At 71.2% G+C, this 21,331-nt stretch carries 21 protein-coding genes; 7 read left to right on the plus strand and 14 right to left on the minus strand.

Going from position 1 to position 21,331, the window contains the following annotated elements; translation table 11 throughout:
- Positions 1-36: 36 nt before the first annotated feature.
- On the plus strand, positions 37-1,827 hold the full coding sequence (locus IE160_RS07010) for a glycoside hydrolase family 15 protein (protein ID WP_191150626.1): 1,791 nt from the start codon (positions 37-39) through the stop codon (positions 1,825-1,827).
- 10 nt (positions 1,828-1,837) lie between these two features.
- Positions 1,838-2,227 carry an RNA-binding S4 domain-containing protein gene (locus IE160_RS07015; protein ID WP_179871969.1) on the plus strand — a complete coding sequence of 130 codons (390 nt, stop codon included), beginning with the start codon at positions 1,838-1,840 and terminating at the stop codon, positions 2,225-2,227.
- Between the two features lie 24 nt (positions 2,228-2,251).
- Here IE160_RS07015 and IE160_RS07020 read toward each other — a convergent pair whose 3' ends face one another.
- Positions 2,252-3,208: an L-lactate dehydrogenase gene (locus IE160_RS07020; RefSeq protein WP_191150627.1), complete on the minus strand. Its 957-nt coding sequence runs from the start codon at positions 3,206-3,208 to the stop codon at positions 2,252-2,254.
- A 74-nt stretch (positions 3,209-3,282) separates the two neighbouring features.
- Entirely contained in the window at positions 3,283-3,576 is a 294-nt protein-coding gene (locus IE160_RS07025; protein WP_179871971.1) for a Fe-S cluster assembly protein HesB, read from the minus strand.
- A 208-nt stretch (positions 3,577-3,784) separates the two neighbouring features.
- Here IE160_RS07025 and IE160_RS07030 point away from each other — a divergent pair, with 208 nt between their 5' ends.
- Positions 3,785-5,140: an FAD-binding oxidoreductase gene (locus tag IE160_RS07030; protein WP_191150628.1), complete on the plus strand. Its 1,356-nt coding sequence runs from the start codon at positions 3,785-3,787 to the stop codon at positions 5,138-5,140.
- 12 nt (positions 5,141-5,152) lie between these two features.
- Here the strand turns inward: IE160_RS07030 and IE160_RS07035 are convergent, their stop codons facing one another.
- Positions 5,153-5,866: a polyamine aminopropyltransferase gene (locus IE160_RS07035; protein ID WP_179871973.1), complete on the minus strand. Its 714-nt coding sequence runs from the start codon at positions 5,864-5,866 to the stop codon at positions 5,153-5,155.
- A gap of 40 nt (positions 5,867-5,906) precedes the next feature.
- Complete coding sequence (locus tag IE160_RS07040; protein ID WP_179871974.1) at positions 5,907-7,280, minus strand: NAD-dependent succinate-semialdehyde dehydrogenase; 1,374 nt, start codon at positions 7,278-7,280, stop codon at positions 5,907-5,909.
- Positions 7,281-7,507: 227 nt separating this feature from the next.
- Between IE160_RS07040 and IE160_RS07045 the strand changes: the two genes are divergently transcribed.
- Both IE160_RS07045 and IE160_RS07050 read left to right on the plus strand, forming a co-directional pair.
- Entirely contained in the window at positions 7,508-9,748 is a 2,241-nt protein-coding gene (locus IE160_RS07045) for a glycoside hydrolase domain-containing protein (RefSeq protein WP_191150629.1), read from the plus strand.
- On the plus strand, positions 9,745-11,028 hold the full coding sequence (locus IE160_RS07050) for a glycosyltransferase family 4 protein (protein ID WP_191150630.1): 1,284 nt from the start codon (positions 9,745-9,747) through the stop codon (positions 11,026-11,028). Before IE160_RS07045 ends, IE160_RS07050 begins: the two co-directional genes overlap by 4 nt.
- 25 nt (positions 11,029-11,053) lie before the next feature.
- Here the strand turns inward: IE160_RS07050 and IE160_RS07055 are convergent, their stop codons facing one another.
- Positions 11,054-12,247, minus strand: a complete 1,194-nt coding sequence (locus IE160_RS07055; protein WP_224744402.1) for a M20/M25/M40 family metallo-hydrolase — start codon at positions 12,245-12,247, stop codon at positions 11,054-11,056.
- Between the two features lie 65 nt (positions 12,248-12,312).
- On the opposite strand from IE160_RS07055, the gene IE160_RS07060 reads away from it, so the two are divergent.
- Positions 12,313-13,113 carry an EI24 domain-containing protein gene (locus tag IE160_RS07060; protein ID WP_191150632.1) on the plus strand — a complete coding sequence of 267 codons (801 nt, stop codon included), beginning with the start codon at positions 12,313-12,315 and terminating at the stop codon, positions 13,111-13,113.
- Here IE160_RS07060 and IE160_RS07065 read toward each other — a convergent pair.
- The 6 genes from IE160_RS07065 to IE160_RS07090 form a co-directional block, all read right to left on the minus strand.
- Positions 13,106-13,474, minus strand: coding sequence for a DUF5615 family PIN-like protein (locus tag IE160_RS07065; RefSeq protein WP_179871979.1), 369 nt, complete (start codon positions 13,472-13,474; stop codon positions 13,106-13,108). The genes IE160_RS07060 and IE160_RS07065 overlap by 8 nt on opposite strands.
- The gene (locus IE160_RS07070; protein WP_179871980.1) at positions 13,471-13,695 is read right to left on the minus strand and encodes a DUF433 domain-containing protein; all 225 of its coding nucleotides are present in this window, start codon (positions 13,693-13,695) and stop codon (positions 13,471-13,473) included. The genes IE160_RS07065 and IE160_RS07070 overlap by 4 nt, the downstream gene beginning before the upstream one ends.
- 48 nt (positions 13,696-13,743) lie before the next feature.
- Entirely contained in the window at positions 13,744-15,291 is a 1,548-nt protein-coding gene (locus tag IE160_RS07075) for an SPFH domain-containing protein (RefSeq protein ID WP_191150633.1), read from the minus strand.
- 43 nt (positions 15,292-15,334) lie between these two features.
- The gene (gene rlmN / locus IE160_RS07080) at positions 15,335-16,558 is read right to left on the minus strand and encodes a dual-specificity RNA methyltransferase RlmN (protein WP_191150634.1); all 1,224 of its coding nucleotides are present in this window, start codon (positions 16,556-16,558) and stop codon (positions 15,335-15,337) included.
- 66 nt (positions 16,559-16,624) lie between these two features.
- Positions 16,625-17,404: a hypothetical protein gene (locus IE160_RS07085; RefSeq protein ID WP_224744403.1), complete on the minus strand. Its 780-nt coding sequence runs from the start codon at positions 17,402-17,404 to the stop codon at positions 16,625-16,627.
- Entirely contained in the window at positions 17,401-18,042 is a 642-nt protein-coding gene (locus IE160_RS07090) for a SatD family protein (RefSeq protein ID WP_179871983.1), read from the minus strand. Before IE160_RS07090 ends, IE160_RS07085 begins: the two co-directional genes overlap by 4 nt.
- A 77-nt stretch (positions 18,043-18,119) precedes the next feature.
- On the opposite strand from IE160_RS07090, the gene IE160_RS07095 reads away from it, so the two are divergent.
- Complete coding sequence (locus IE160_RS07095) at positions 18,120-19,865, plus strand: DEAD/DEAH box helicase (RefSeq protein ID WP_191150635.1); 1,746 nt, start codon at positions 18,120-18,122, stop codon at positions 19,863-19,865.
- Between the two features lie 3 nt (positions 19,866-19,868).
- Here the strand turns inward: IE160_RS07095 and IE160_RS07100 are convergent, their stop codons facing one another.
- Genes IE160_RS07100 through IE160_RS07110 form a run of 3 tightly spaced genes read right to left on the minus strand, consistent with a single transcriptional unit; the run spans position 19,869 to position 21,141 of the window.
- A complete protein-coding gene (locus tag IE160_RS07100; protein WP_191150636.1) occupies positions 19,869-20,273 on the minus strand; it encodes a GAF domain-containing protein in 405 nt (134 codons plus the stop codon).
- 29 nt (positions 20,274-20,302) lie between these two features.
- Complete coding sequence (locus tag IE160_RS07105) at positions 20,303-20,818, minus strand: CinA family protein (protein WP_191150637.1); 516 nt, start codon at positions 20,816-20,818, stop codon at positions 20,303-20,305.
- Positions 20,818-21,141, minus strand: coding sequence for a hypothetical protein (locus IE160_RS07110; RefSeq protein WP_191150638.1), 324 nt, complete (start codon positions 21,139-21,141; stop codon positions 20,818-20,820). Before IE160_RS07110 ends, IE160_RS07105 begins: the two co-directional genes overlap by 1 nt.
- Between the last annotated feature and the right edge of the window lie 190 nt (positions 21,142-21,331).

Raw genomic sequence — 21,331 nt, forward strand, 5'->3', positions numbered from 1 at the left:
GGCGACCTGCACGGCGCGTCTGATTGGATGGAGCGCATGCCTGAGCCCCTCGAGAACTACGCCCTCATCGGAGACTGCCGTTCGGCAGCGCTCGTCGGCCGCACCGGGTCGATCGACTGGTTGTGCATGCCCCGATTCGACTCCGCCTCCCTCTTCGCCCGCATCCTGGGCGATGAGACGCACGGGCACTGGTCCCTCAACCCCGTCGGGGCCGTCGAGTGCACGAGCCGGCAGTACGAGGAGGACACGTTCATCCTCGTCACGCGCTGGGTGACCGAGTCGGGCGAGGTCGAGGTCATCGATTCGATGCCGCACGGCGACGGGGCCGCCGATGTCGCACGCCGCGTGGTGGGCATCAGCGGCGAGGTGGTCATGGAAGAGGTGCTGCGCATTCGCTTCGACTACGCGGACGCGATGCCGTGGGTGCGGCAGGCCGGCACCGAGGAGGAGCCGGAGCTCGTGGCGATCGCCGGGCCGGACGCCGTGATCGTGCGTGGACCCCACTTCCAGTCGATCGACCACGCCCACCGCGCCGAGTTCACGGTGCGCGAGGGCGAGACTGTCGACACGGTGCTCACGTGGTTCCCGAGCCACAAGACGCCGTACCCGCCCCTCGACCTCGACCAGCAGCTCGCCGACACGCGCGCGTGGTGGCAGCGCTGGGCACGGGCGTGCCGCGAGCCTGGAGCCTACGACACCGAGGTGCGCCGCTCGCTCCTCGTGCTGCGAGCACTCACCCACGAGACGACCGGCGGCATCGTCGCCGCCCCCACGACGAGCCTGCCGGAGGACATGGGCGGCAGTCGCAACTGGGACTACCGCTACGTGTGGTTGCGGGATGCCGCTCTCACGCTCGAGGCGCTCATGCTGCACGGCTACGAGCGGGAAGCCCATGAGTGGCGCGACTGGCTGCTGCGCGCGATCGCCGGCGACCCGGAGGACGTGCAGATCATGTACGGCCTCTCGGGCGAGCGCCGGCTCGACGAGCGGGAACTGCCGAGCCTTCCCGGCTACCGCGGCTCCTCCCCCGTGCGCAAGGGCAACGGCGCCTACACGCAGTTCCAAGGCGACATCTTCGGCGAGGTCATGATCGCGCTCGAGGATGCGCGCGACCTCGGCGTCGCGGAGGATGACTTCTCGTGGTCCCTGCAGGTGGCACTGCTCGAGCACATCGCGCAGAACCTCGATCGGGAGGACAACGGCATCTGGGAGATCCGCGGCCCGCATCAGCGCTTCACGCACTCCCGCGCGATGATCTGGGCGGCCTTCGACCGGGGCATCGCCGCCGTGCGCACGCACGGGCTGCGAGGCCCGGTCGAGCGCTGGGAGCTCGTGCGGGCACAGCTTGGCGACGAGATCGAACGCCTCGGGTTCAATGCGGAGCGCGGGCACTACGTGCAGCACTACGCCACGACGGAGGTCGACGCCTCGCTGCTGCAGCTCGCGCAGATCGGCTACGTCGCCTACGACGACCCGCGCATGCTCGGGACTGTCGCCGAGATCGAGCGCACCCTCCTGCGGGACGGGCTGCCGCTGCGGTACCGCACGGAGAGCGGGGTCGACGGCCTGGAGGGGGACGAGCATCCGTTCCTCACCTGCGCGTTCTGGCTCGTCGAGCAGTACGCGCGCTCCGGTCGCCTCGACGACGCCGTCGTGCTCATGGACCGGCTCGTGGGGCTCGCGAACGACGTCGGCCTGCTCTCGGAGGAGTACGACACCGTGAACGAGTGCCACATGGGCAACACGCCTCAGGCGCTCTCGCACCTCTCCCTCGTGCGCGCAGCCGACTCGATCGCGTTCGCGAGGCAGGAAGCGGTCTCCGCGTGAGCAGCCCCGCATGAGCGAGAGCGCCCGCGTGGATGCCTGGGTGTGGGCGATCCGCCTGTACTCCACGCGATCGGCAGCGACCGCGGCGTGCAAGGCCGGGCACGTCAAGGTCAACGGTGCCTCTGCCAAACCGGCGCAGGTCGTGCGGCCCGGTGACACCGTGCGCGCTCTCACCCCGGGTGGCGAGCGCATCGTCGAGGTCGCGGGCATCATCACGAAGCGCACGAGCGCGCCGCTCGCCGTGAAGAACTACGTCGACCGCACGCCTCCCCCGCCACCGAAGGCGGAGCGGCCCGCCGCGATCGTGCGAGAGCGCGGAGCGGGGCGCCCGACGAAGCGCGATCGCCGACTCACGGAGCGCCTGCGCGGGCGCGACCGCACCCCCGAGACGGACTACTGAGAACGCCGACCTCAGGGCAGCCCGCTACTCGAGGTCGAGAGCCTCGAGCGAACGCTGGATCGTCTCGGCCGAGTGGTGGAAGGCCCGCTCCTCCTCGGCCGAGAACGGCACGTCGATGACCCGCGAGACGCCCTGGGCGTTCACGACGCTCGGCACCGAGAGCGCGACGCCGCTCACACCGTGGTAGTCGGTGAGCACCGAGCTCACGGGCAGGATCGCACCCTCGTCGCCCAGGATCGCCTCGACGATGCGGGCTCCCGAGAGACCGATCGCATAGTTGGTGGCGCCCTTGCCCGCGATGACCGCGTAGGCGGCGTTCTTGACCTCCTCGGCGAGGATGTCGAGCTCTTCGACGGTCAAGCGCGCGCCCGAGTCGTCCGCCCACTCGCGGATGGGCACGGGGCCGATGCGGGCCTGCGACCAGAGCGCGAACTCGCTGTCACCGTGCTCGCCGACGATCATCGCGTGCACGCTCGAGGCTGCGACACCGAGTCGCTCCGCGAGACGCCAGCGCAGGCGGGACGAATCGAGCACGGTACCGGAGGAGAAGACTTTGGCCGGATCGAGGCCGCTGACGCGCTGCGCGGCCACGGCGAGCACATCGCACGGGTTCGTGACGAGCATGTAGATGGCATCAGGTGCGCGCTCGAGGAGGCGCGGCATGAGGTCGCGCAGAATCCCGATGTTGGTCGCAGCGAGGTCGAGCCGACTTTGCCCGGGGTGCTGCTTCGCGCCGGCCGTGATGACGACGACGTTGGCACCGGCGACAGCGTCAAGGTCGCCGCCGCCCTCGATCGTGGAGGAGCCCACGAAGGGCGTGCCGTGTGCGAGGTCCAGCACTTCGGCCTCAGCGCGGGAGGCGTCGATGTCGTAGAGCACGACCTCGCGGGCGGAGCCCCGGATGAGCGAGGCGTATACGAGTGATGAGCCGACGGCCCCGGCACCGATGATGGCCAGGCGGGAGTTCTCGGTCGCAGTCATGATGCGACCACCTTAGCCACTCGGCGCGCGGGGCCGTGCGGGTGCGAGCGCTGCTCGTGAACGTGCGGCGCGTGCTACTGGGTGGGAGCCTGGTCGCCGATCGCGAAGCGCACGGCGCCCTCTTCGCTGACCTGCGCGTCGAGCACCTTCTCGTCGAGCGCGACGGAGGCGTTCGACTCGAGGAAGACGCGCGCGGCTCCGGCCTCGACGACCTGGTCGCCGGGCTGCGGCTCGGGGGCGACGGCCACGGCGAACTCGGTCGACTGGGGGCCGCCGCTGTCGATGCGCAGGCCGGCGGTCTGCGGGTCGGCCTCGCGCGAGACGAGGTTCTCGATGACGGTGCTGGCGGTCGGGGTGAGAGTAAGCATGAAGGATCCTTTCGGCGGTGCGGTCGACGGACAGCGAGCCACGCTTCCGAGACTTGCCGCCGGGGTCAACCGCGGGGCCGGTTCTCCCAGGCCTCTCCCACGAAACGGTGGGGCGATTGTGCGGTCAGCCCGCGCGTGTCGCCGGTCATAGCAGGCACTCCCTCCCTGCCTGCGCCGACGACGTCGCGCGCTCGCGTACCATCGGCACATGGCCGATCTGCCTGCGCTCCTGCGCGCCGAGCTCGGCGACGCCGTCGTCACGGACCCGGCGGCCCTCGAGGCGGCGCGCGGGGACTACTCGGGGCAGCGCAGCGACTCCGCGCCGCTCGCTATCGTCGAGGCGCGCACGATCGCCAACGTGCAGACGGCGTTGCGCTTCGCCCACGCGCATCGGCTGCCCGTCGTGCCGCGCGGTGCGGGTACCGGGCTCACGGGCGGCGCGACGGCCTCGGCGGGGCAGCTCGTGGTCAGCACGAGCCGGCTCACGAGCATCCTCGAGATCAACACGGCCGACCAGCTCGCGGTCGTGCAGGCGGGCGTGCTCAACGCCGATCTGAGGCGCGCGGTCGAGCCACACGGACTCCTCTTCGCCCCCGACCCGGCGAGCAAGGAGATCTCGACGATCGGCGGCAACATCGCCACGAACGCAGGCGGGTTGCTGTGCGCCAAGTACGGCGTCACGCGCGAGTCTGTTCTCGGCCTGACGGTCGTGCTCGCCGACGGGTCGCTACTCGCGCTCGGGCACCGCACCGTCAAGGGAGTCACGGGGCTCGACCTCACGGCACTCATGATCGGCAGCGAGGGCACGCTCGGCATCGTCGTCGACGCCACGGTGCGCCTGCTGCCGCTGCCGACGGGCAACCCCGCCACACTCAGCGCGACCTTCGTCGACGTCGTCGCGGCGGCGGCCGCCTCCTCCGGGATCACCGCCGCTCGCCTGCGGCCGGCGGCGATGGAGCTCATCGACGCGCGTGCGCTGCACGGCATCCATGAGCACCTCGACCTGCCGAGGCCCGCGCCGGAGTCGGTGCAGCTGCTCGTGCAGTTCGACGGCGCCTCGGCCGCGGCCGATGCGGGGGTCGCGCTCGCGATCCTGCGCGAGCTCGGTGCGGAGGTCGCCATGACGATCGACGCGGAGGAGGGCGAGAGGATGCTCGCCGTGCGCCGCGCGTTCCACCCCGCCATGGCGGCCCGCGGCTCGGTGCTCATCGAGGACATCGCCGTGCCGCGCTCGGCGCTCCCGGCGATGGTCGCCGAGATCCGCGCCATCGAGGAGCGCTTCGGGCTCGAGATTCCCACCGTCGCGCACGCGGGCGACGGCAATCTGCACCCCAACCTCATCTACACGGGCGACACCGTGCCGGCCGAGATCTGGCAGGCGGCGGACGAGATGTTCCGTGCCGCGCTCGCCCTCGGCGGCACCCTCACCGGCGAGCACGGCGTCGGCACGCTCAAGCGGCGCTGGCTCGAAGAGGAGCTCGGCACGCCGCAGCTCGACCTGCAGCGCCGCATCAAGGAGGTCTTCGACCCGCTCGGCATCATGAACCCCGGGAAGGTCTTCTGACCGTCGGGCGGCTCAGGCGCGTCGGGCGACGTACACGCCGTTGCGCGAGGTGCCTTCGGTGAGCGGGTTCGCGAACTCGACCGTGTGACCCTCGACCGCCTCGAACACCTCGTGCAGCACGGCGAGGAACGACGCCTCGGGCGGGTCGTCCGACCACAGGGCGAAGACGCCGCCTGGGCGCAGGTGGCGCGCGAGCCGGCGCATCCCGTCGACCGTGTAGAGGTCGGCGTGGCTCGCGTCGAGCGTGAAGGTCGGCGTGTGGTCGACATCGAGCAGGATGGCGTCGAGCGCGGCCGGCACGGTCGGCTCGGCGCCGGGCTCCCCGCGCATGACGGCGAAGAAGTCGGCGTGGACGAGCCGCGTGCGCGTGTCGCCGACGAGCGACTCGCTCACCGGCAGCAGGCGCTGCTCGTGCCAGCGGATGACCTCGGGCAGAGCATCCACGACGGCCAGGGTGCCCACGCGCCCGTCGGCCAGTGCCGTGACCGCCGTGTAGCCGAGGCCGAGGCCCCCCACGACGACGTCGAGCGGGCCGGCAGCCTCGACCGCGGCGAGTCCCAGCCGAGCGAGCTCCTCCTCGGCGACCGTGAAGAGGCTCGACATGAGGTACTCCTCGCCGAGCTTGACCTCGTACACGTCCGTGCCAGCGGCTGCGATGTGGCGGCGACGCAGCGTGAGCTCGCCCATGGGGGTCGACTCGTAGGCGAGCTCCTCGAAACGCAGCATGCCGCCCAGCCTACGGAGCCGGGCGGCATGCGGTGGACGATCAGGCGATGCGGATCATCTTCTTGTTGACGAACTCGTCGATGCCGAGAGTGCCCAGCTCGCGGCCCGAGCCGGAGCGCTTGATGCCGCCGAAGGGAAGCTCGGCGCTGTCGGCGAGCACGCAGTTGACGTAGACCATGCCAGCCTCGATGCGGTCGGCGACGCGGGCCGCCTGCTGCTCGTCGGTCGTGAACAGGTACGAGCCGAGTCCGAAGGGCGTGTCGTTCGCGAGCTCGACCGCGGCGTCCTCGTCCGCCACGCGGAACACCTGGGCGACCGGCCCGAAGAACTCCTCGTAGTACGCGTCGTTGCCGGGCGCGACGCCCGTGAGCACGGTGGGCGCGAAGAACGTGCCCTCGCGGGTGCCTCCCGTCGCGACCGTCGCACCGCCGGCGACCGCGCGCGTGACCTGGTCCTCGAGGTTCTCCGCGGCCGTCGACGACGAGAGCGGGCCGAGCGGGCCGCTGCCCTCACCCATGGGGTCGCTCGGCGAGACCTCCGCCATCGCGGCCGTGAACTTCTCCACGAACGCGTCGTACAGGTCGTCGATGACGATGAAGCGCTTGGCGCCGTTGCAGGACTGCCCGCTGTTGTCGAGGCGCGCGTCGACCGCCATCTGCACGGTCGCGTCGAGGTCGTCGGTGCTCAGCACGATGAAGGGGTCGCTGCCGCCGAGCTCGAGCACCACCTTCTTGAGGTGCCGCCCCGCCTGCTCGGCGACCGCGGCGCCGGCGCGCTCCGAGCCCGTGAGCGAGACGCCCTGCACGCGCGGGTCGGCGATGATGTCGGCCACCTGCTCGTTCGTCGCGTAGATGTTCGTGTACGCGCCGACCGGGAAGCCGGCGTCGGCGAAGATCTGGTGGATCGCGGCCGCCGACTCGGGGCACTGCGCGGCGTGCTTGAGCAGGATGGTGTTGCCGAGCATGAGGTTCGGGCCCGCGAAGCGCGCGACCTGGTAGTACGGGAAGTTCCACGGCATGATGCCGATGAGCACGCCCATGGGGCTCTTGCGGATGACCGCGGAGCCCTCGCTGCCCTCCGCCAGGTCGATCGGCTCGTCCTCGAGCAGCTCGGGGCCGTGGTCGGCGTAGTACTGGTAGATGTCTGCCGAGAAGTCGACCTCGCCGAGGGCGTCGCCGATCGGCTTGCCCATCTCGCGCACGATGATCTCGGCGAGGTGCTGACGGCGTTCGCGGTGCAGCTCGGCCACCTTCGTGATGAGGGCGGAACGGTCATCCGGCGTCGTCGTGCGCGACCAGTCGCGGTAGGCGGCAGCAGCGCCGTCGACGGCCGCGGCGATGTCGGCGTCGCTCGCGGTCGGATACGTGGAGAGCGTCTCCCCGGTCGCGGGGTTGACGACTGCGTACTTGCTCATGAGGCTCCTCGTGGGTTCGCTCGGTGCACCTCGGGCCGCGCCGATGGGCGCGACGGTGGCGGCGGTGCACGCCTGGACAACAGCCTATGGCGCGGGTGCCGCGCATCGGAAGCCGACTGGCTCAGCATCCCCTGAACGTGCCCGTCGCACGATTCGTCACGAGCCCGTAATCCGGGTGACACAGTGCGCTCGTAGCGTGAGGCCATGGCGAGACCGGGGCGGGCATCGTGATCGAGTGGGTCGACCCGTTCATCGGCACGAGCGAGACGCGGCTTCCCGAGCGCACGGGCCTCGCGGCCTCCTGGTGGTCGCCCAAGCCGCAGATCGGCAACACCCACCCCGGGGCGACGCACCCCTTCGGCATGGTCTCGGCCTGCGCGTACTCTGGCGCCTACCCCACGGGATACGGGCAGTACGACCTCAGCACCGAGGGCCTGCCGCCCCGCCTCTACGACGAGCCCCTCGCGAGCGGCTTCACGCACTTCCAGCAGAGCGGCACGGGGGCGATTCGCAAGTACTACAACTACTTCCGCGTCACGCCCATGCTCGAGCCGCTCGACGCGCTCGGCCGCTCGTGGTCGGTGAGCGACGAGGAGGCCTCCCCCGGCCGCTACGCCGCCACGCTCGGCTCCGGCGTGCGCGCCGAGCTCACGGTGGGGCCCAAGAGCGCCGTGCACCGCTATACCTTCCCCCGGCACCGCGACGCGCGCCTCGTGATCGACTTCTCGCTCGGCGGCCTCGCCATCCCGCACGGCGAGACGATTCCGCTGCGCGCCCAGCTGCACTCCATCGCCCCCGGCGTCGCGCAGGGCGAGATCGTCGTGGAGGGCACGCCGCTCGCCGTGCACATCGAGTGCGATGCGCGGCACTGGCGGCAGCTGCTCTGGTACGACCGACGGCTCATGCACGGCGGCACGCGCCTCGACTTCGACTCGATACGCCCCACGACCCTGCGCTCCTTCGGGCTCATGTGGGCGGGACCCGTGAGCGAGGGTGAGACGATCGAGCTGCGTTTCGGCTTCTCGATGCGCGGCGTCGAGCAGGCCGAGCGCAACCTGCGCGCCGACTGCGGCGACGGGCCCGCCCGCTTCGCCGACCGGCACGAGGCGACCGAGCAGACCTGGCGCGAGCACCTCGGTCGCATCGAGGTCGCCACGCCGAGCGCCGAGCGCCGCACGGTCTTCTCGACGGCGCTCTACCACTCGCTCATCAAGCCGAGCCTCGCCCTGAACGAGAGCCCGTTCTGGCCGGTCGACGGCCCCTTCGCCTTCGACATCAGCACCATGTGGGACATCTACCGCACGCAACTGCCGCTCATCACGACGCTCTTCCCCGAGCGCAGCGTCGAGCTCGCGAACGCCATGCTCACGATCTGCGCCGAGGAGGGAAACTTCCCGATCGGGTACCGCATGGCGAAGGGCAGCGACCGGTTCTCGCGGCAGGCGAGCGCGCTCGCGCACACCTTCCTCGCCGACCTGAACCAGCTGGGCCTGCCCGGCATCGACTGGGACTGGGCCCTCGTGCACATGCACAACGACCTGCGGCGCACCTACGGGGAGGACTTCCTGCAGCGCGGCATCGTCGACCCCGTGAGCCACACCCTCGACCTCGCGTTCGGCTACTGGTGCACGGCCCGCGTCGCGCAGAGCCTCGGCGACACCGCGCTCGTCGAGGAATTCGCCCCGCTCGCCGAGCGCTGGCGCACCGCGTTCGACCCCGCGACAGGGCTACTGCGCGACTCGACCTTCTACGAAGGCACGACGTGGAACTACTCGTTCCGCCTCCTGCACGACATGGCCTCCCGCATCGCCGACGTCGGCGGCGACGACGCCTTCGTCGCGCTCCTCGACCGGTTCTTCGGCATCGGTGCACCGCCAGCGGCTCAGCCGGGCCTCGCGCCGAGCCTCGAGGAGCTCGCGGCGGGGTACGCCCTCGGGCGCTTCGAGGGCCTCAACAACGAGCCAGACATGGAGGCGCCGTGGGCGTACCACTACGCCGGCCGCCCCGACCGCACGGCTGAGATCGTGCACGCTGCGGTGCACCAGCAGTTCGGTATCGGGCCCGGCGGTCTGCCCGGCAACGACGACTCCGGCGGCCTGAGCTCGTGGTACGTATGGGCCTCGCTCGGCCTCTTCCCCGTCGCCGGCCAGAACCTGCTGCTGCTCAGCACCCCCTCGTTCGAGGAGGCGACGCTCGATCTGGGTGACGCACGCTTCGAGATCGTCACGCGCGGATTTCGTGAGCCGCATCGGGATGCCCCACCGCAGTACGTGCAGGGCGTGCAACTCGACGGCGCGAGCCTCGAGCGGCCCTGGCTCACGGGTCACGAACTGCACCGCGGCGGCCAGCTCGTGGTGGAGCTCGGTGATGCTCCGAGCGGCTGGGGCACGAGCATCCGGCCCCCCTCTCTGCCTCACCCCGCCCACGTGCCGACGCCCGCCGACCACGATCGAAGGAGCACTCCATGACCGATTCGCTGCGCCGCCTCGTCATTGTCGTGCGAGCCGACCCGGTCATCTGCGGCCACTCGGTCGAAGCGCGCAACCTGGCCGAGGCCGCCCTGCTGCGCGGCTTCACGGAGGTGCGCATCGTCACGTGGCCGCTCGAGCAGCTCGAGCGCAGCGGCCTGCCGCTCAAGCCTGCCGAGAGCATCACGCCGTACAGCCCCGGCATCATCGTCGAGCGACCGGACGGCGTCGGCGACTACAAGGTCATCGACGGGCGCTACCTGGCCGGCATCACGGGGCGCCTCGTCGAGCTGTTCACCGACGGCGTGCCGACCGTGTGCATGTCGCTGTACCTGAGCCCGCACACGCTCGCGGTCTCCGACGCCGTGCGCGTCGCCTGGAGCACGGGCCTGCCCGTCGACGTGACGACGATCGCCGAAGCCGTCGGCAGCGATGTGACGAACGTCGTGCGCAGCTGCGTCGAGTCTGGCCAGTACGGCGCGGCGGCGCACGTGCTCGCGAGCTACCTCAGCAGCGACCGGTGCGTCGCCGTCTCCGAGTACACGCGCGACCTCATCGTCGACTCGGCGGCTCTCATCGACGAGCGCCACGGCACGAGCTTCGCCGAGCAGTGCCGCGAGCGCATCACGATCTCGTACCCCGCGATCGACACGAGCGCCTACCTCGAGCTCGACGAGGGCGAGCTCGAGCGCCGGCTGGCCGCACGCGGTCTCGCGCGGGACGGCTACGTGCTGTTCCTCTCGCGCCTGACGAAGGCGAAGGGCGTCGACGACCTCATCGCGGGCTTCGCGCGCAGTCGCGCCCACGCGGGGCTCACGCTCGTCATCGCGGGCCGCGGGCCCGAGGAAGAGGCGCTGCGCGAGGTCGCGGCACGCTCGGGGCTCGCCGACCGCATTGTCTTCGCGAACGATGTCTCCGACGCCGAGAAGCCCTACCTCATGGCCGGCTGCGCCGCCTACGTGCTGCCGAGCAAGCCGCGCCCCGAGTTCGTCGAGACCTTCGGCATCGCGCTCGCCGAGGCGATGCTCGCCGGGTCGGGCCCCGTCATCACGGCCGACACGGGCGGCATCATCGAGGCGGTCGGCGACACCGCCATGATCGTGCCGGTCGATGATCCGGATGCGATCGCGGCCGCGATCGACCGCGCCGTGCTCGAGCTCACCGCGGAGGAGCGCCGGGAGTGGTCGCGCCGCGCCCGCGACTACGCGCTGCAGTTCGACCGGCTCGCGGTGTTCGACAAGCTCTTCGACGGGCTCGTCGTCGATCGCGTGCCGGGCTGAGCGCCGAGCTGAGCGACAGCAGTCGTCAGCGGCAGACTTGTCGGATCGTGCCCTCGATGACGTCGGTGAGGGCGACCACGGAGGCGGCGTCGGCCCACTCGAGGTCAGCGTGCGCTCCCCCGCCGTCGGCACCGATGACGACGCACGGAATGCCCGCCTCCTGCACGAGGCGCGCATCCGTCCAGAACGGCTCCCCCCGCAGCCGCGCCGGGCGGCCAAGAGCGCGCTCGACCTGCTCCGCCACTGTGGCGACAATCGCCGAGTCGGGCTCGACGGCAAAAGCCGCTCGCGCCACCTGACGGCGCACGGCGCCGAGCGCGCCGGGCACGCGCGCGACGGCGCTCGCGGCGAGGTCGTGCAGCTGCTGCTCGACAGCGTCGAGGTCGTCGCCGGGGAGGGTGCGGCGCTCTACGGTGAGCACGCAGCGGTCGGCGACCGTGGCTTCATCGGTGCCACCGGAGATCGTGGAGACCCGCACGGTGCCGTGCCCCAGCAGCGGATGCGGCGGGGTGCTCGCAAGCTCGGCACGCATGTCGTCGAGCCCGCGCAGGAACGCGCCGGCCGCCGCGATCGCGTCGACACCCTGCTCGGGCATCGAGCCGTGGGCGGCGACCCCGGCGAACTCCACCGTGAACCACGCGAAGCCGCGGTGCGCGACGGTCAGCTCGAGGGCGGAGGGCTCGACCACGACGGCGGCATCCGGTCGTACGCCGGTCGCGGCGAGGTGGGCGAGGGTCTCGACGGTGCCCGTGCTGCCGAACTCCTCGTCGGCGACGAGCGTGAGCACAGCATCCCCGCGCAGGGCACCGTCGGCGAGGGCGCGCGCGGCGGCGACCATGACGGCGGCGACGCCACTCTTCGTGTCGAAGGCGCCGCGACCCACGACCCTCTCCGCACCGTCGACCGTCTCGCGCGCACCCGAGAACGGGTCGCCGTCGTAGCCCCCGACACCGACGGTGTCGAGGTGGCCGTTGAGCAGGAGCGTCGCACCGCCTCCCGTGCCGCGCGCGATCGCGACGAGAGAGGGATGCCCGGCTCGGGCTTCGAGGCGCGTCACCTCGAGACCGTGGTCGGTGAGCCACGCGGCGCACCACGCGGCGATCGCCGACTCGCCCGCTCCCCCGGGCACGAGGTCGCTGTTGACGGAGTCGATCGCCATGAGCTGCGAGAGCACCTCGAGGGCGTCGAGCGAGGCGGTGTCGGCGGGCGTGTGGCTCACGCGAGCCAAGCGTAGACGGCGGGCCGGCCGAGCGGGGGCAGCGCGGCACCCATACTCTGGAGGGCATGGCGAGACGGGCGGGCGGCGGGCGCGGAGCATCCCGTGCCGGAAGCATCGTGCGCGAGTTCCTGGCGGGCGCCTCCCTCGTCTTCCGGGGCTTCGCGACGTGGCGGCGGCGCCCCGGTCTCATGCTGTTCGGCATGCTGCCGGCCGTCATTGCGGCCGCGATCATCGCCACCGTGCTCGTCGTGATGGGACTGAATGCGCAGGATCTGTCGGCAGTGCTCACGGGCTTCGCCGAGGACTGGGACGCCGGGTGGCGCGACGCCTTGCGCGCGGTCGTGGCGATCCTGCTCGTGGCGGGCGTCATCATCGCTGCCGTCTACACATTCACCGCGCTCACGCTGCTCATCGGCGACCCCTTCTACGAGCGCGTGTGGCGCCGTACCGAGCAGGATCTCGGCGGCTTCGCGCCGACGCCGCTGACGTTCTGGCGGTCGTTCGGCGGGGGCATCCTGCTCGTGCTGCGCGCGATCAGCTACGGCCTGCTGACGTTCCTGGCGGGCCTCCTGCCGGTCGTGGGCGCGGTCACGGGGCCGGTGACGGGCGTGCTGCTCGGCGGCCACCTCATCCAGCGCGAGCTCACGACGCGGCCGCTCGAGGCGCGCGGCATCGACGGTGCGGCGCGCGCTCGACTCATCCGGGGCTCGCGGGCGCGCGCGCTCGGCTTCGGCGTGGCGACGCAGCTGCTCTACCTCGTGCCGGGCGGCGCGATCGTCGTCATGCCCGCCGCGGTCGTCGGCGCGACCCTGCTCGCACGCGACGCGCTCGCCCGTGCGGAGTTCGACGACGGCGACGTCACCTGAGGGGCAACCGGCGCACTCGCACGTGTTCTCGAACGATGGAGACAACCGCGCCCTCACTCAGGTCTGACTCGACCGCGGAAAGGTTCGAGATCAAGATCTCCGCCTGGACAGCGGGGGCCAGGTGATCCGACGAACGCAGCAGCACGAGTGACGGAGCACTGCCTCGAGATAGGGCCAGGAGCGTCGCGAAGTCGCTGTCGGCAGAGACGACGACCGCCCCAGTCTCCGCAGCGAACTCGGCTATCTCAATGTCACTCGCCTTGACCAAACCGACATCGCGAACATGAGTTGCCTCGAACCCCGCGGCGGTCAGCGCAACCGACACCGCTGGTGAGAGGTTCGCATCAACGAGCAACTTCATGCTGCGACGAACGGTAGCTCTCGTTGAACGTTGTCGGCGGCAAAGGCAAGAACCGCAAAGATGTCATCGCGCTCAAGGTACGGAAAGTCGTCCAGCACCTGATCGATCGTGCGACCAGCAGCCAACTGGCCCAAGACCGAGGCAACGGTCACACGAGTGTCGCGCACGGTCGGAGCCCCAGCCATGCGGCCAGGATTCACTGAGATGCGGTCGTAGCCCATGCCCGCTATTCTACCGGCACGACGCGAGAGATCGACGGTAGTTGCGCGCTAGCTCGAACCGGAGCCTTTGCCCGCCGAGCGGCGCCCGCTCGAGGTGGAGGCCGCGCCCTTCGCCACTGCAGCACCCGTCGCCTCGCCGACGACCTTGCCGTTGATGAGCTCGCCGATGTCGATGCCGACGAGATCTTTGATGATCTTCGTCGAGGTCGCGAGCTGGCCGGCGACGTTCTCGCCGAGCTGGTTGGTGCCCGTGCCGTCGGAGGAGATGACCGTCATCTGCGAGATGGCGCTCAGCGGCTCGGCGGCGGCGCGCACGATCTCGGGCAGCTGGTCGATGACGCGCTGCTTGAGCAGGGCCTCTGCGCGCTCGGCGAGGGCCTCGGCCTGCGCCCGGGTCGAGTCGGCCTCGGCGGTTCCCTTGACGCGGATCGCCGATGCTTCGGCCTCACCCTCGGCGGCGAGGGCTTCGGCGGCGGCGATGCGGCGAGCCCGCTCGGCGATGCCCTCCGCCTCGACGGCTTCGGCGGCGCTGCGGCGGCGGTTGCGCTCGGCGAGACCTTCGGCCTCGATGGCTTCGGCGGAGGCCTTGCGGGCATCCCTCTCAGCGTTCGCGTTGGCGACGGAGGCGAGGGCGGCCGCGTCGGCGCGCTTCTCGACCGCGTAGGCCTCGGCGTCGGCGACGGCGCGCACCTCGGCGTCGAGCTCCTGCTTGCGCAGGCCGACGCGCTTCTGGGCGGTGACCTCCTGCTGGCTCACGACCTCCTGCTGCGCGATCGCCTCGGCGAGCGGCGCGGCGGCGGCGGCTTCGGCGCGCGCCTTGTCGGTCTCCTTCTGAATCTCGGCGTTGCGCAGGTCGAGGGCCCGCTGGCTCTCGGCGATCTTCTGCGCGGCCGAGATGCGCGCCTCCTCAGAGGCCTGCTGGGCCTGCGCCTCGGCGATCTCCGCGACCTGCTTGACGCGCGCCGCCTCGGCGCGGCCGAGGTCGCGGATGTAGTTGTTGTCGTCGTCGATCTCCTTGATCTGCAGCGTGTCGATCTGCAGCCCCTGGATGTCGAGGGCCTCGCGCACCGCCTCCAGCACCTGCTCCTGCAGGGCCGAGCGGTTGGTGATGATCTCAGTCACGGTGAGCTGGCCGACGATCGAGCGCACCGAGCCGCTCAGCACCTCTTCGGTGGAGGATTCGATCTGGTCCTGCTGGTTGAGGAAGCGCTGCGCGGCGGCGCGCACCATGGGCTCGGAGCCGCCGACCTTGACCACGGCGACGGCGTTGACACGGATCGTGATGGCGTCGCGCGTCTGCGCGGTCGCCTGCACGTTGAGCTGGCGCGAGCGCAGGCTGAGCTTGAAGTAGGCCTCGACGATCGGCTTGACGAAGACGCGCGAGCCGAAGACGACCTTCTGGCCGACGTTCTCCTTCTCGTGGTTCTGCTCGCGCTCCTTCGGGGTGCGCTGGCGCGAGGTGACGATGATCGCCTCGTCGGGCTTCGCCACCTTGATGGAGCGGAGGATCACGACGATCACGATGAGGACGAGCAGAGCGAGCACGCCGATGATCACCCAGAGAGTGAGGTCGCCGCTGAAGGAGTCGAGGGTCATAGTCGACAGTATGTCGGAACCAGTGGCCCTCGAGGTGAACAGTTCAGGCGTCGGTCGCGGCGAGCTGCCCGCACGCCCCGTCGATCTCCTTGCCGCGGGTGTCGCGCAGGGTCGTGGGGATGCCGGCGTCGTCGATGCGGCGCACGAACTCGCGCATGACGGCGGGCTCCGAGCTCGTCCAGATGGAGCCGGGCGTCGGGTTGAGCGGGATCGGGTTGACGTGCACCCAGCCCCGCCCGCGCTCGTTGAGCTTCTCGGCGAGCAGGTCGGCACGCCAGGCGTGGTCGTTCATGTCTTTGATGAGTGCGTACTCGATCGAGACGCGCCGGCCGGTCTTCTCGAAGTACTCGCGGGCCGCGTCGAGCGCTTCGTCGACCTTCCAGCGTGAATTGACGGGGATGAGCTCGTCGCGCAACGCGTCGTCCGGCGCGTGGAGGGAGAGCGCGAAAGTCACGGGCAGGCCTTCGTCGGCGAGCTTGCGAATGGCGGGCACGAGGCCGACGGTGCTGATGGTCACGTTGCGGGCGGACATCCCGAGCCCTGTCGGCTGCGGGGCGACCATCGTGCGCACCGCGCTCATGAGGCGGTTGTAGTTGGCGAGCGGCTCGCCCATGCCCATGAACACGATGTTGCTGACGCGCTCGGGCGTCGTCTCGCCGCGCTTCTTGCCACCGAGCTCCCCCGCCGCGATCGCCGCGTTGGCACGCACGACCTGGTCGACGATCTCGGCCGCCGACATGTTGCGCGTGAGGCCGGCCTGCCCGGTCGCGCAGAACGGGCAGTTCATGCCGCAGCCGGCCTGGCTCGAGACGCACAGCGTGATTCGGCCCGGGTAGCGCATGAGCACGCTCTCGACGAGGGCACCGTCGTGCAGCTTCCACAGGAACTTGATGGTGTCGCCGTTGTCGGTGCGCAGGCGGCGCACCTCCGTGAGCAGCGGGGGCAGGATGCCCGCCACGAGCTCCCCACGGCCTGCGGCCGGCAGATCGGTCATCTGCGCGGGGTCGGAGGTGTGGTGCGTGAAGTAGTGGGTCGACAGCTGCTTGGCGCGGAACTTGGGCAGACCGAGGTCGACGACGGCTTTCTCGCGCTCGGCGACGCTCAGGTCGGCGAGGTGCACGGGCGGCTTGCCGCGCTTCGGCTCCGCGAACTGCAGGGCCGGGCGGCCGTCGGGGCCGAGCTTCTGCTGCCAGCCCTCGGCCTTCGGGCGAATCTGCGGTCGCTCGACCGCTGCGCCGTTGTTGCCGATACCGCGTGCAGAAGCCATGCCTTCAGGGTACGGGGCTGAGGCTGCATGGCGTGCATAAGCCCAACACTGATGAGGGGCGGGTTATCAGGCGTTCTGCGCGGCGACGATGAGCAGGAAGCCGAGCCCCGCGAGCCCCCAGCTCGTGAGACTGCCGATGAGGAACTCCTCGGCTTTGGAGCCCGTGCCGCGGTCGGCCGAGATCTCGGGGAACCGCACGATGCCCTTCGCGGCGAGCAGGGCCGCGATGAGGGTGGGCGCGCCCGCAAGCGCGAGGAAGACGATGAGCAGCCGCTCGAGCGGGCCGATGATGCGGCCGCCAAGCAGGGGGCTCGGCGCCGACTCGGCGGGTGCCGCCGTGCGCGGCTCGATGCTGCCGATCGTGCGGCTGCCGAGGCGCAGCCGCCAGCCGGAGGCAGCGGCCGGCACACCTGCGCCTCCGCCGCGCGCGGCGGCGAGGATGGCGCGCGTCACGAGGTTCGCCGTCGTCACGAGCGAGACGGCGACGGCGAGAATCACGACAGCGACGGTGGAGTCGAGGCCGAAGGCCGCCCAGCCGTCGAGCGGCCCGCTCGGCAGGCTCGGCCACGGGCCGGCCCAGGCACCGAGAGCAGCGGCGGCGAGCAGCACCGCGACCGGCCACCACGGGGCACGGGCGTCGTCGTCGATGCGGATGGCGAGCATCCAGACGATCGCGACGAGCGCCGCGGCGACGACGAGGGCGACCGGCAGACCGAGCGCGAGCCCGGGAGCGACGATGAGGGCGACGGCGACGAGCGCACCGACCCCGGCGTGCGCGCTGCCCGGAACGCGGCGGCGCGCGATATCGCCGACCCCGACACCGAGGAGCAGCAACGCGGCGATCACGAGAGGACCTCCGCGAGGGCGCGATCGGCAGCGACGAGCGCGGCTGCGCCCGAGCGCCGGAGGTTCTGCGACACGGCCGACTGGCTGATGCGCTCGGCCGCGGCGAGCTCGCTCTGCGTCGCGCCGCTCAAGGTGCCTGCGGCCAGGCGCCGCGCGCGGGAAGACATCGTGTCGATGAGGTGGTCCCGCAGCAGCAGATGCGCGTTGAGCGCGTTGACCCGCGCCGCGTCGGCCGGATCCCCCACGAGCCAGCTGCGAGCGTACGGTGCCGCGCGCTCCTGGTCGCGCTCCACCTTCTCGAGGGCCTCCCGTGCGCGCCACCAGGCCGAGCCGTCGTAGATGGGCCCGCGATCGCCCTCGCCGACCTCGCGCATGTCGCCCTCCCCCAGGCCGAAGCGGCAGTCGACCTCGGGCGGTAGCGCGAGCCGCACGAGCGCGGTGGCGCGCGCGGCGTCGGCCGCCGCCGCGAAGACGGCCTGGAACTCGTCGCCGACCGTGGCCCACAGCGGCACCGCGACGGGAATGTCGCGGGCAGCGGCCTGAAAGGCGTCGAGGATGGCGGACTGCGCGAGCGCGCGGTCCGCGAGCGCGCGCGAGTCGACGATGTCGACGAGCAGCGCCACGCGAGTCTCGGCCATGTCATAAGTCTAGCAGTGATATTGGCCCAAATATAAGTAGTTCCGCGCGGGCGCGGGCACCGCGTACCGTTAGGGGTATGACGCCTCCAGAGAACTCCGCCACGACCGAGGCCGATTCCGCCCCGACAACCGTCCCCTTCACCGAGCTCGGCCTCAGCGACGCCGTGCTCGCCGCGCTGCGCGACGTGGGGTACGAGCATCCCAGTGCCATTCAGGCGGCGACCATTCCGCCGCTGCTCGCCGGTCGCGACGTCGTCGGCCTCGCCCAGACCGGAACCGGCAAGACCGCCGCCTTCGCCCTGCCGATCCTCTCGCGCCTCGACATGGCGCAGAAGACGCCGCAGGCCCTCGTGCTCGCCCCCACCCGCGAGCTCGCCCTGCAGGTGTGCGAGGCGTTCGAGAAGTACGCAGCCCACCTGCCCGGTGTGCACGTGCTGCCCGTCTACGGCGGGCAGGGGTACGGCGTGCAGCTCTCCGCCCTGCGCCGCGGCGTGCACATCGTCGTCGGCACGCCCGGCCGCATCATGGACCACCTCGACAAGGGCACCCTCGACCTCACGGCACTCAAGTACCTCGTGCTCGACGAGGCCGACGAGATGCTCAAGATGGGCTTCGCGGAAGACGTCGAGACGATCCTCGCCGACACTCCAGACGACAAGCAGGTCGCCCTCTTCTCGGCGACGATGCCCGCCGCGATCCGCCGCATCTCGCAGCAGCACCTGACCAACCCGCAAGAGATCACCGTCAAGACGAAGACGACGACCTCGGCCAACACGAGCCAGCGCTACCTCGTGGTCTCCTACCAGCAGAAGGTCGACGCCCTCACGCGCATCCTCGAGGTCGAGAACTTCGAGGGCATGATCATCTTCGTCCGCACGAAGAACGAGACGGAGACGCTCGCCGAGAAGCTGCGCGCCCGCGGCTACTCGGCGCAGGCGATCAACGGCGACGTGCAGCAGGTGCAGCGCGAGCGCACGGTCGAGCAGCTCAAGTCGGGCACCCTCGACATCCTCGTGGCCACCGACGTCGCCGCGCGCGGCCTCGACGTCGAGCGCATCAGCCACGTCGTCAACTTCGACATTCCCACCGACACCGAGTCGTACGTGCACCGCATCGGCCGCACGGGCCGCGCGGGCCGCAGCGGCGCCGCGATCAGCTTCGTCACGCCGCGCGAGCGCCGGCTGCTCGACGCGATCGAGCGCGCGACGCGCCAGCCGCTCACGCAGATGCAGCTGCCGACCGTCGACGACGTCAACGCCACGCGCCTCGCCCGCTTCGACGAGGCCATCAGCGAGGCGCTCACGAACGGCGAGCTCATGGGCGTCTTCCGCGACATCATCGGCCACTACGTCGAGCACCACGACGTGCCGGAGGCCGACGTGGCCGCCGCGCTCGCGGTCGTCGCGCAGGGCGGCACCTCCCTGCTGCTCACCGAAGACGACATGCGCCCGCCCCGCATGGAGCGCGACGATCGGGATGCCCGGGGCGCCACCCGCACGGATCGCCCGGAGCGCGGCGAGCGACCGCCGCGCCGCGGCAACGGCCCCGCGCTCGCGCCCTACCGCATCGAGGTCGGCCGACGCCACCGGGTCGAGCCCCGCCAGATCGTCGGAGCGCTCGCCAACGAGGGCGGCCTCAGCCGCGAAGACTTCGGCGCGATCGACATCAAGCTCGACTTCTCCGTCGTCGAACTGCCCGCGTCGATGCCGCCCGCGACCCTCAAGAAGCTCGAGGCGACGCGCATCAGCGGCCGCCTCATCGAGCTCAAGCCCGACCGCGGGCCCCGCAAGCCGCGCACCAAGCGCCCCGCGCGCGCCGACTGACGATCAGCGCGACGCCCACCACGCGGCCAAGAGCGTCTCAGCGCCGCGGTCGTGCACGCGCTGCCAGTTCTTGCCGCCCCGCGCGAAGGTCTGGCGCACGGCCGGGGGAATCTCCGCATCGTCGAGCGGTTCAGCGGCCCACGTGCACGGGCGCACATGCACGAGATCCACGTCGCGCGCTTCGGCGGTGTCGTCACGCCGGTAGTCGCCGCTGAGGCGTCCGCAGTGCACCCGGCCCCGAGCATCCCGGGTCACGACGACGGCGCCATCGGGCGCCTCGACGAAGCGCTGCAGCCGCCGCGCGAGGCGCTCGTCGGCCGGGCGCGCGCCCATGCCGACGAGGCCGAGACGCAGGGCGCGCTCGACCGCGGCACCGTCGTCGGCGACCGTGGTATCGCGCGATCGCATCGGCGCCCGGAACACGGGGGAAGCGAGCGTCACTGCGCCGCACCGGTCCGCGCGGCCAGCCTCTCCAGGCAGGCCAGCACGCTCACGAGCGCGACACGGATGGTCTGCTCGACCACGTCCGCCGGCTCGCCGGCGAACTGCACGGTGCACACCTCGGCGCCATCCGGACCGTGAACGGCGAGCATGACCGTTCCCGCAGGGTGACCCTCAGCCCCCTCGGGCCCGGCCGCACCCGTCACCGCGACCGACACCTCGGCCTGCAGCAGCTCCGCTGCGCCGCGCGCCATCTGCTCGGCGCAGTGCTCGCTCACGACAGGCCCTCGGGGCACCCCCAAGGCGGAGAACTTCGCCTCGTCCGTGTAGGCGACGACGCCTCCCGCGAACCACGTCGATGCCTCCCGCGCCTTGCCGAGCGCGGCCGCGATGCGCCCCGTCGTGAGCGACTCAGCCGTGCAGACGCGCACGCCGAGAGCGAGAACGCGGTCGGCGATCTCCGAGGCGATGTCATCGACACCGCGCGTATCTGCGCCCAGCTCGGAGCGCATCACCCCGACCCGACGACGACGATGCTGATCGTCACTCCGAGAGCGATGGTGAGCATCGTGGCGTACAGTCCCGCGAGCGTCAGCAGGCGCACCCTCCCTCGCGACACCACCATCCGCGTGGCGAGCATCCCGAGAAGCGGGGTCGCGGTCGCGATCATGCCCACAGCGGGCAGAGCCCATCCGCCCGTGCTGGCAAGCAGCAGGAACATGACCGTCAGCAGCACGGCCGTGATCGTGGCGATCACGAGCCAGGTCGTCCCCTGCGACGAGGTGAGCGCGGGCTGGTGGCGCATGCGCGTCCCGTCGAACCGGTTCGTCGCCATGGCTCGCCTCCCCACTGGTCGTCGCTCTGCTCGGCTCGCGACCGCGACCCGATGATGTGCGCTCGAGGCTAGCCTCTCCGGCGTGCGGGCAACACCGCGCCTGAGTGAAAGCTGAGCACTCGAAGCCGCACCGCGAGGCGGATGCGCCGTACTCTGTTCGCACACGCGGCGTCAAGTCCCTTCTACCCCC

This window comes from Chryseoglobus sp. 28M-23 (assembly GCF_014789785.1).
Taxonomy (GTDB): domain Bacteria; phylum Actinomycetota; class Actinomycetes; order Actinomycetales; family Microbacteriaceae; genus Microcella; species Microcella indica.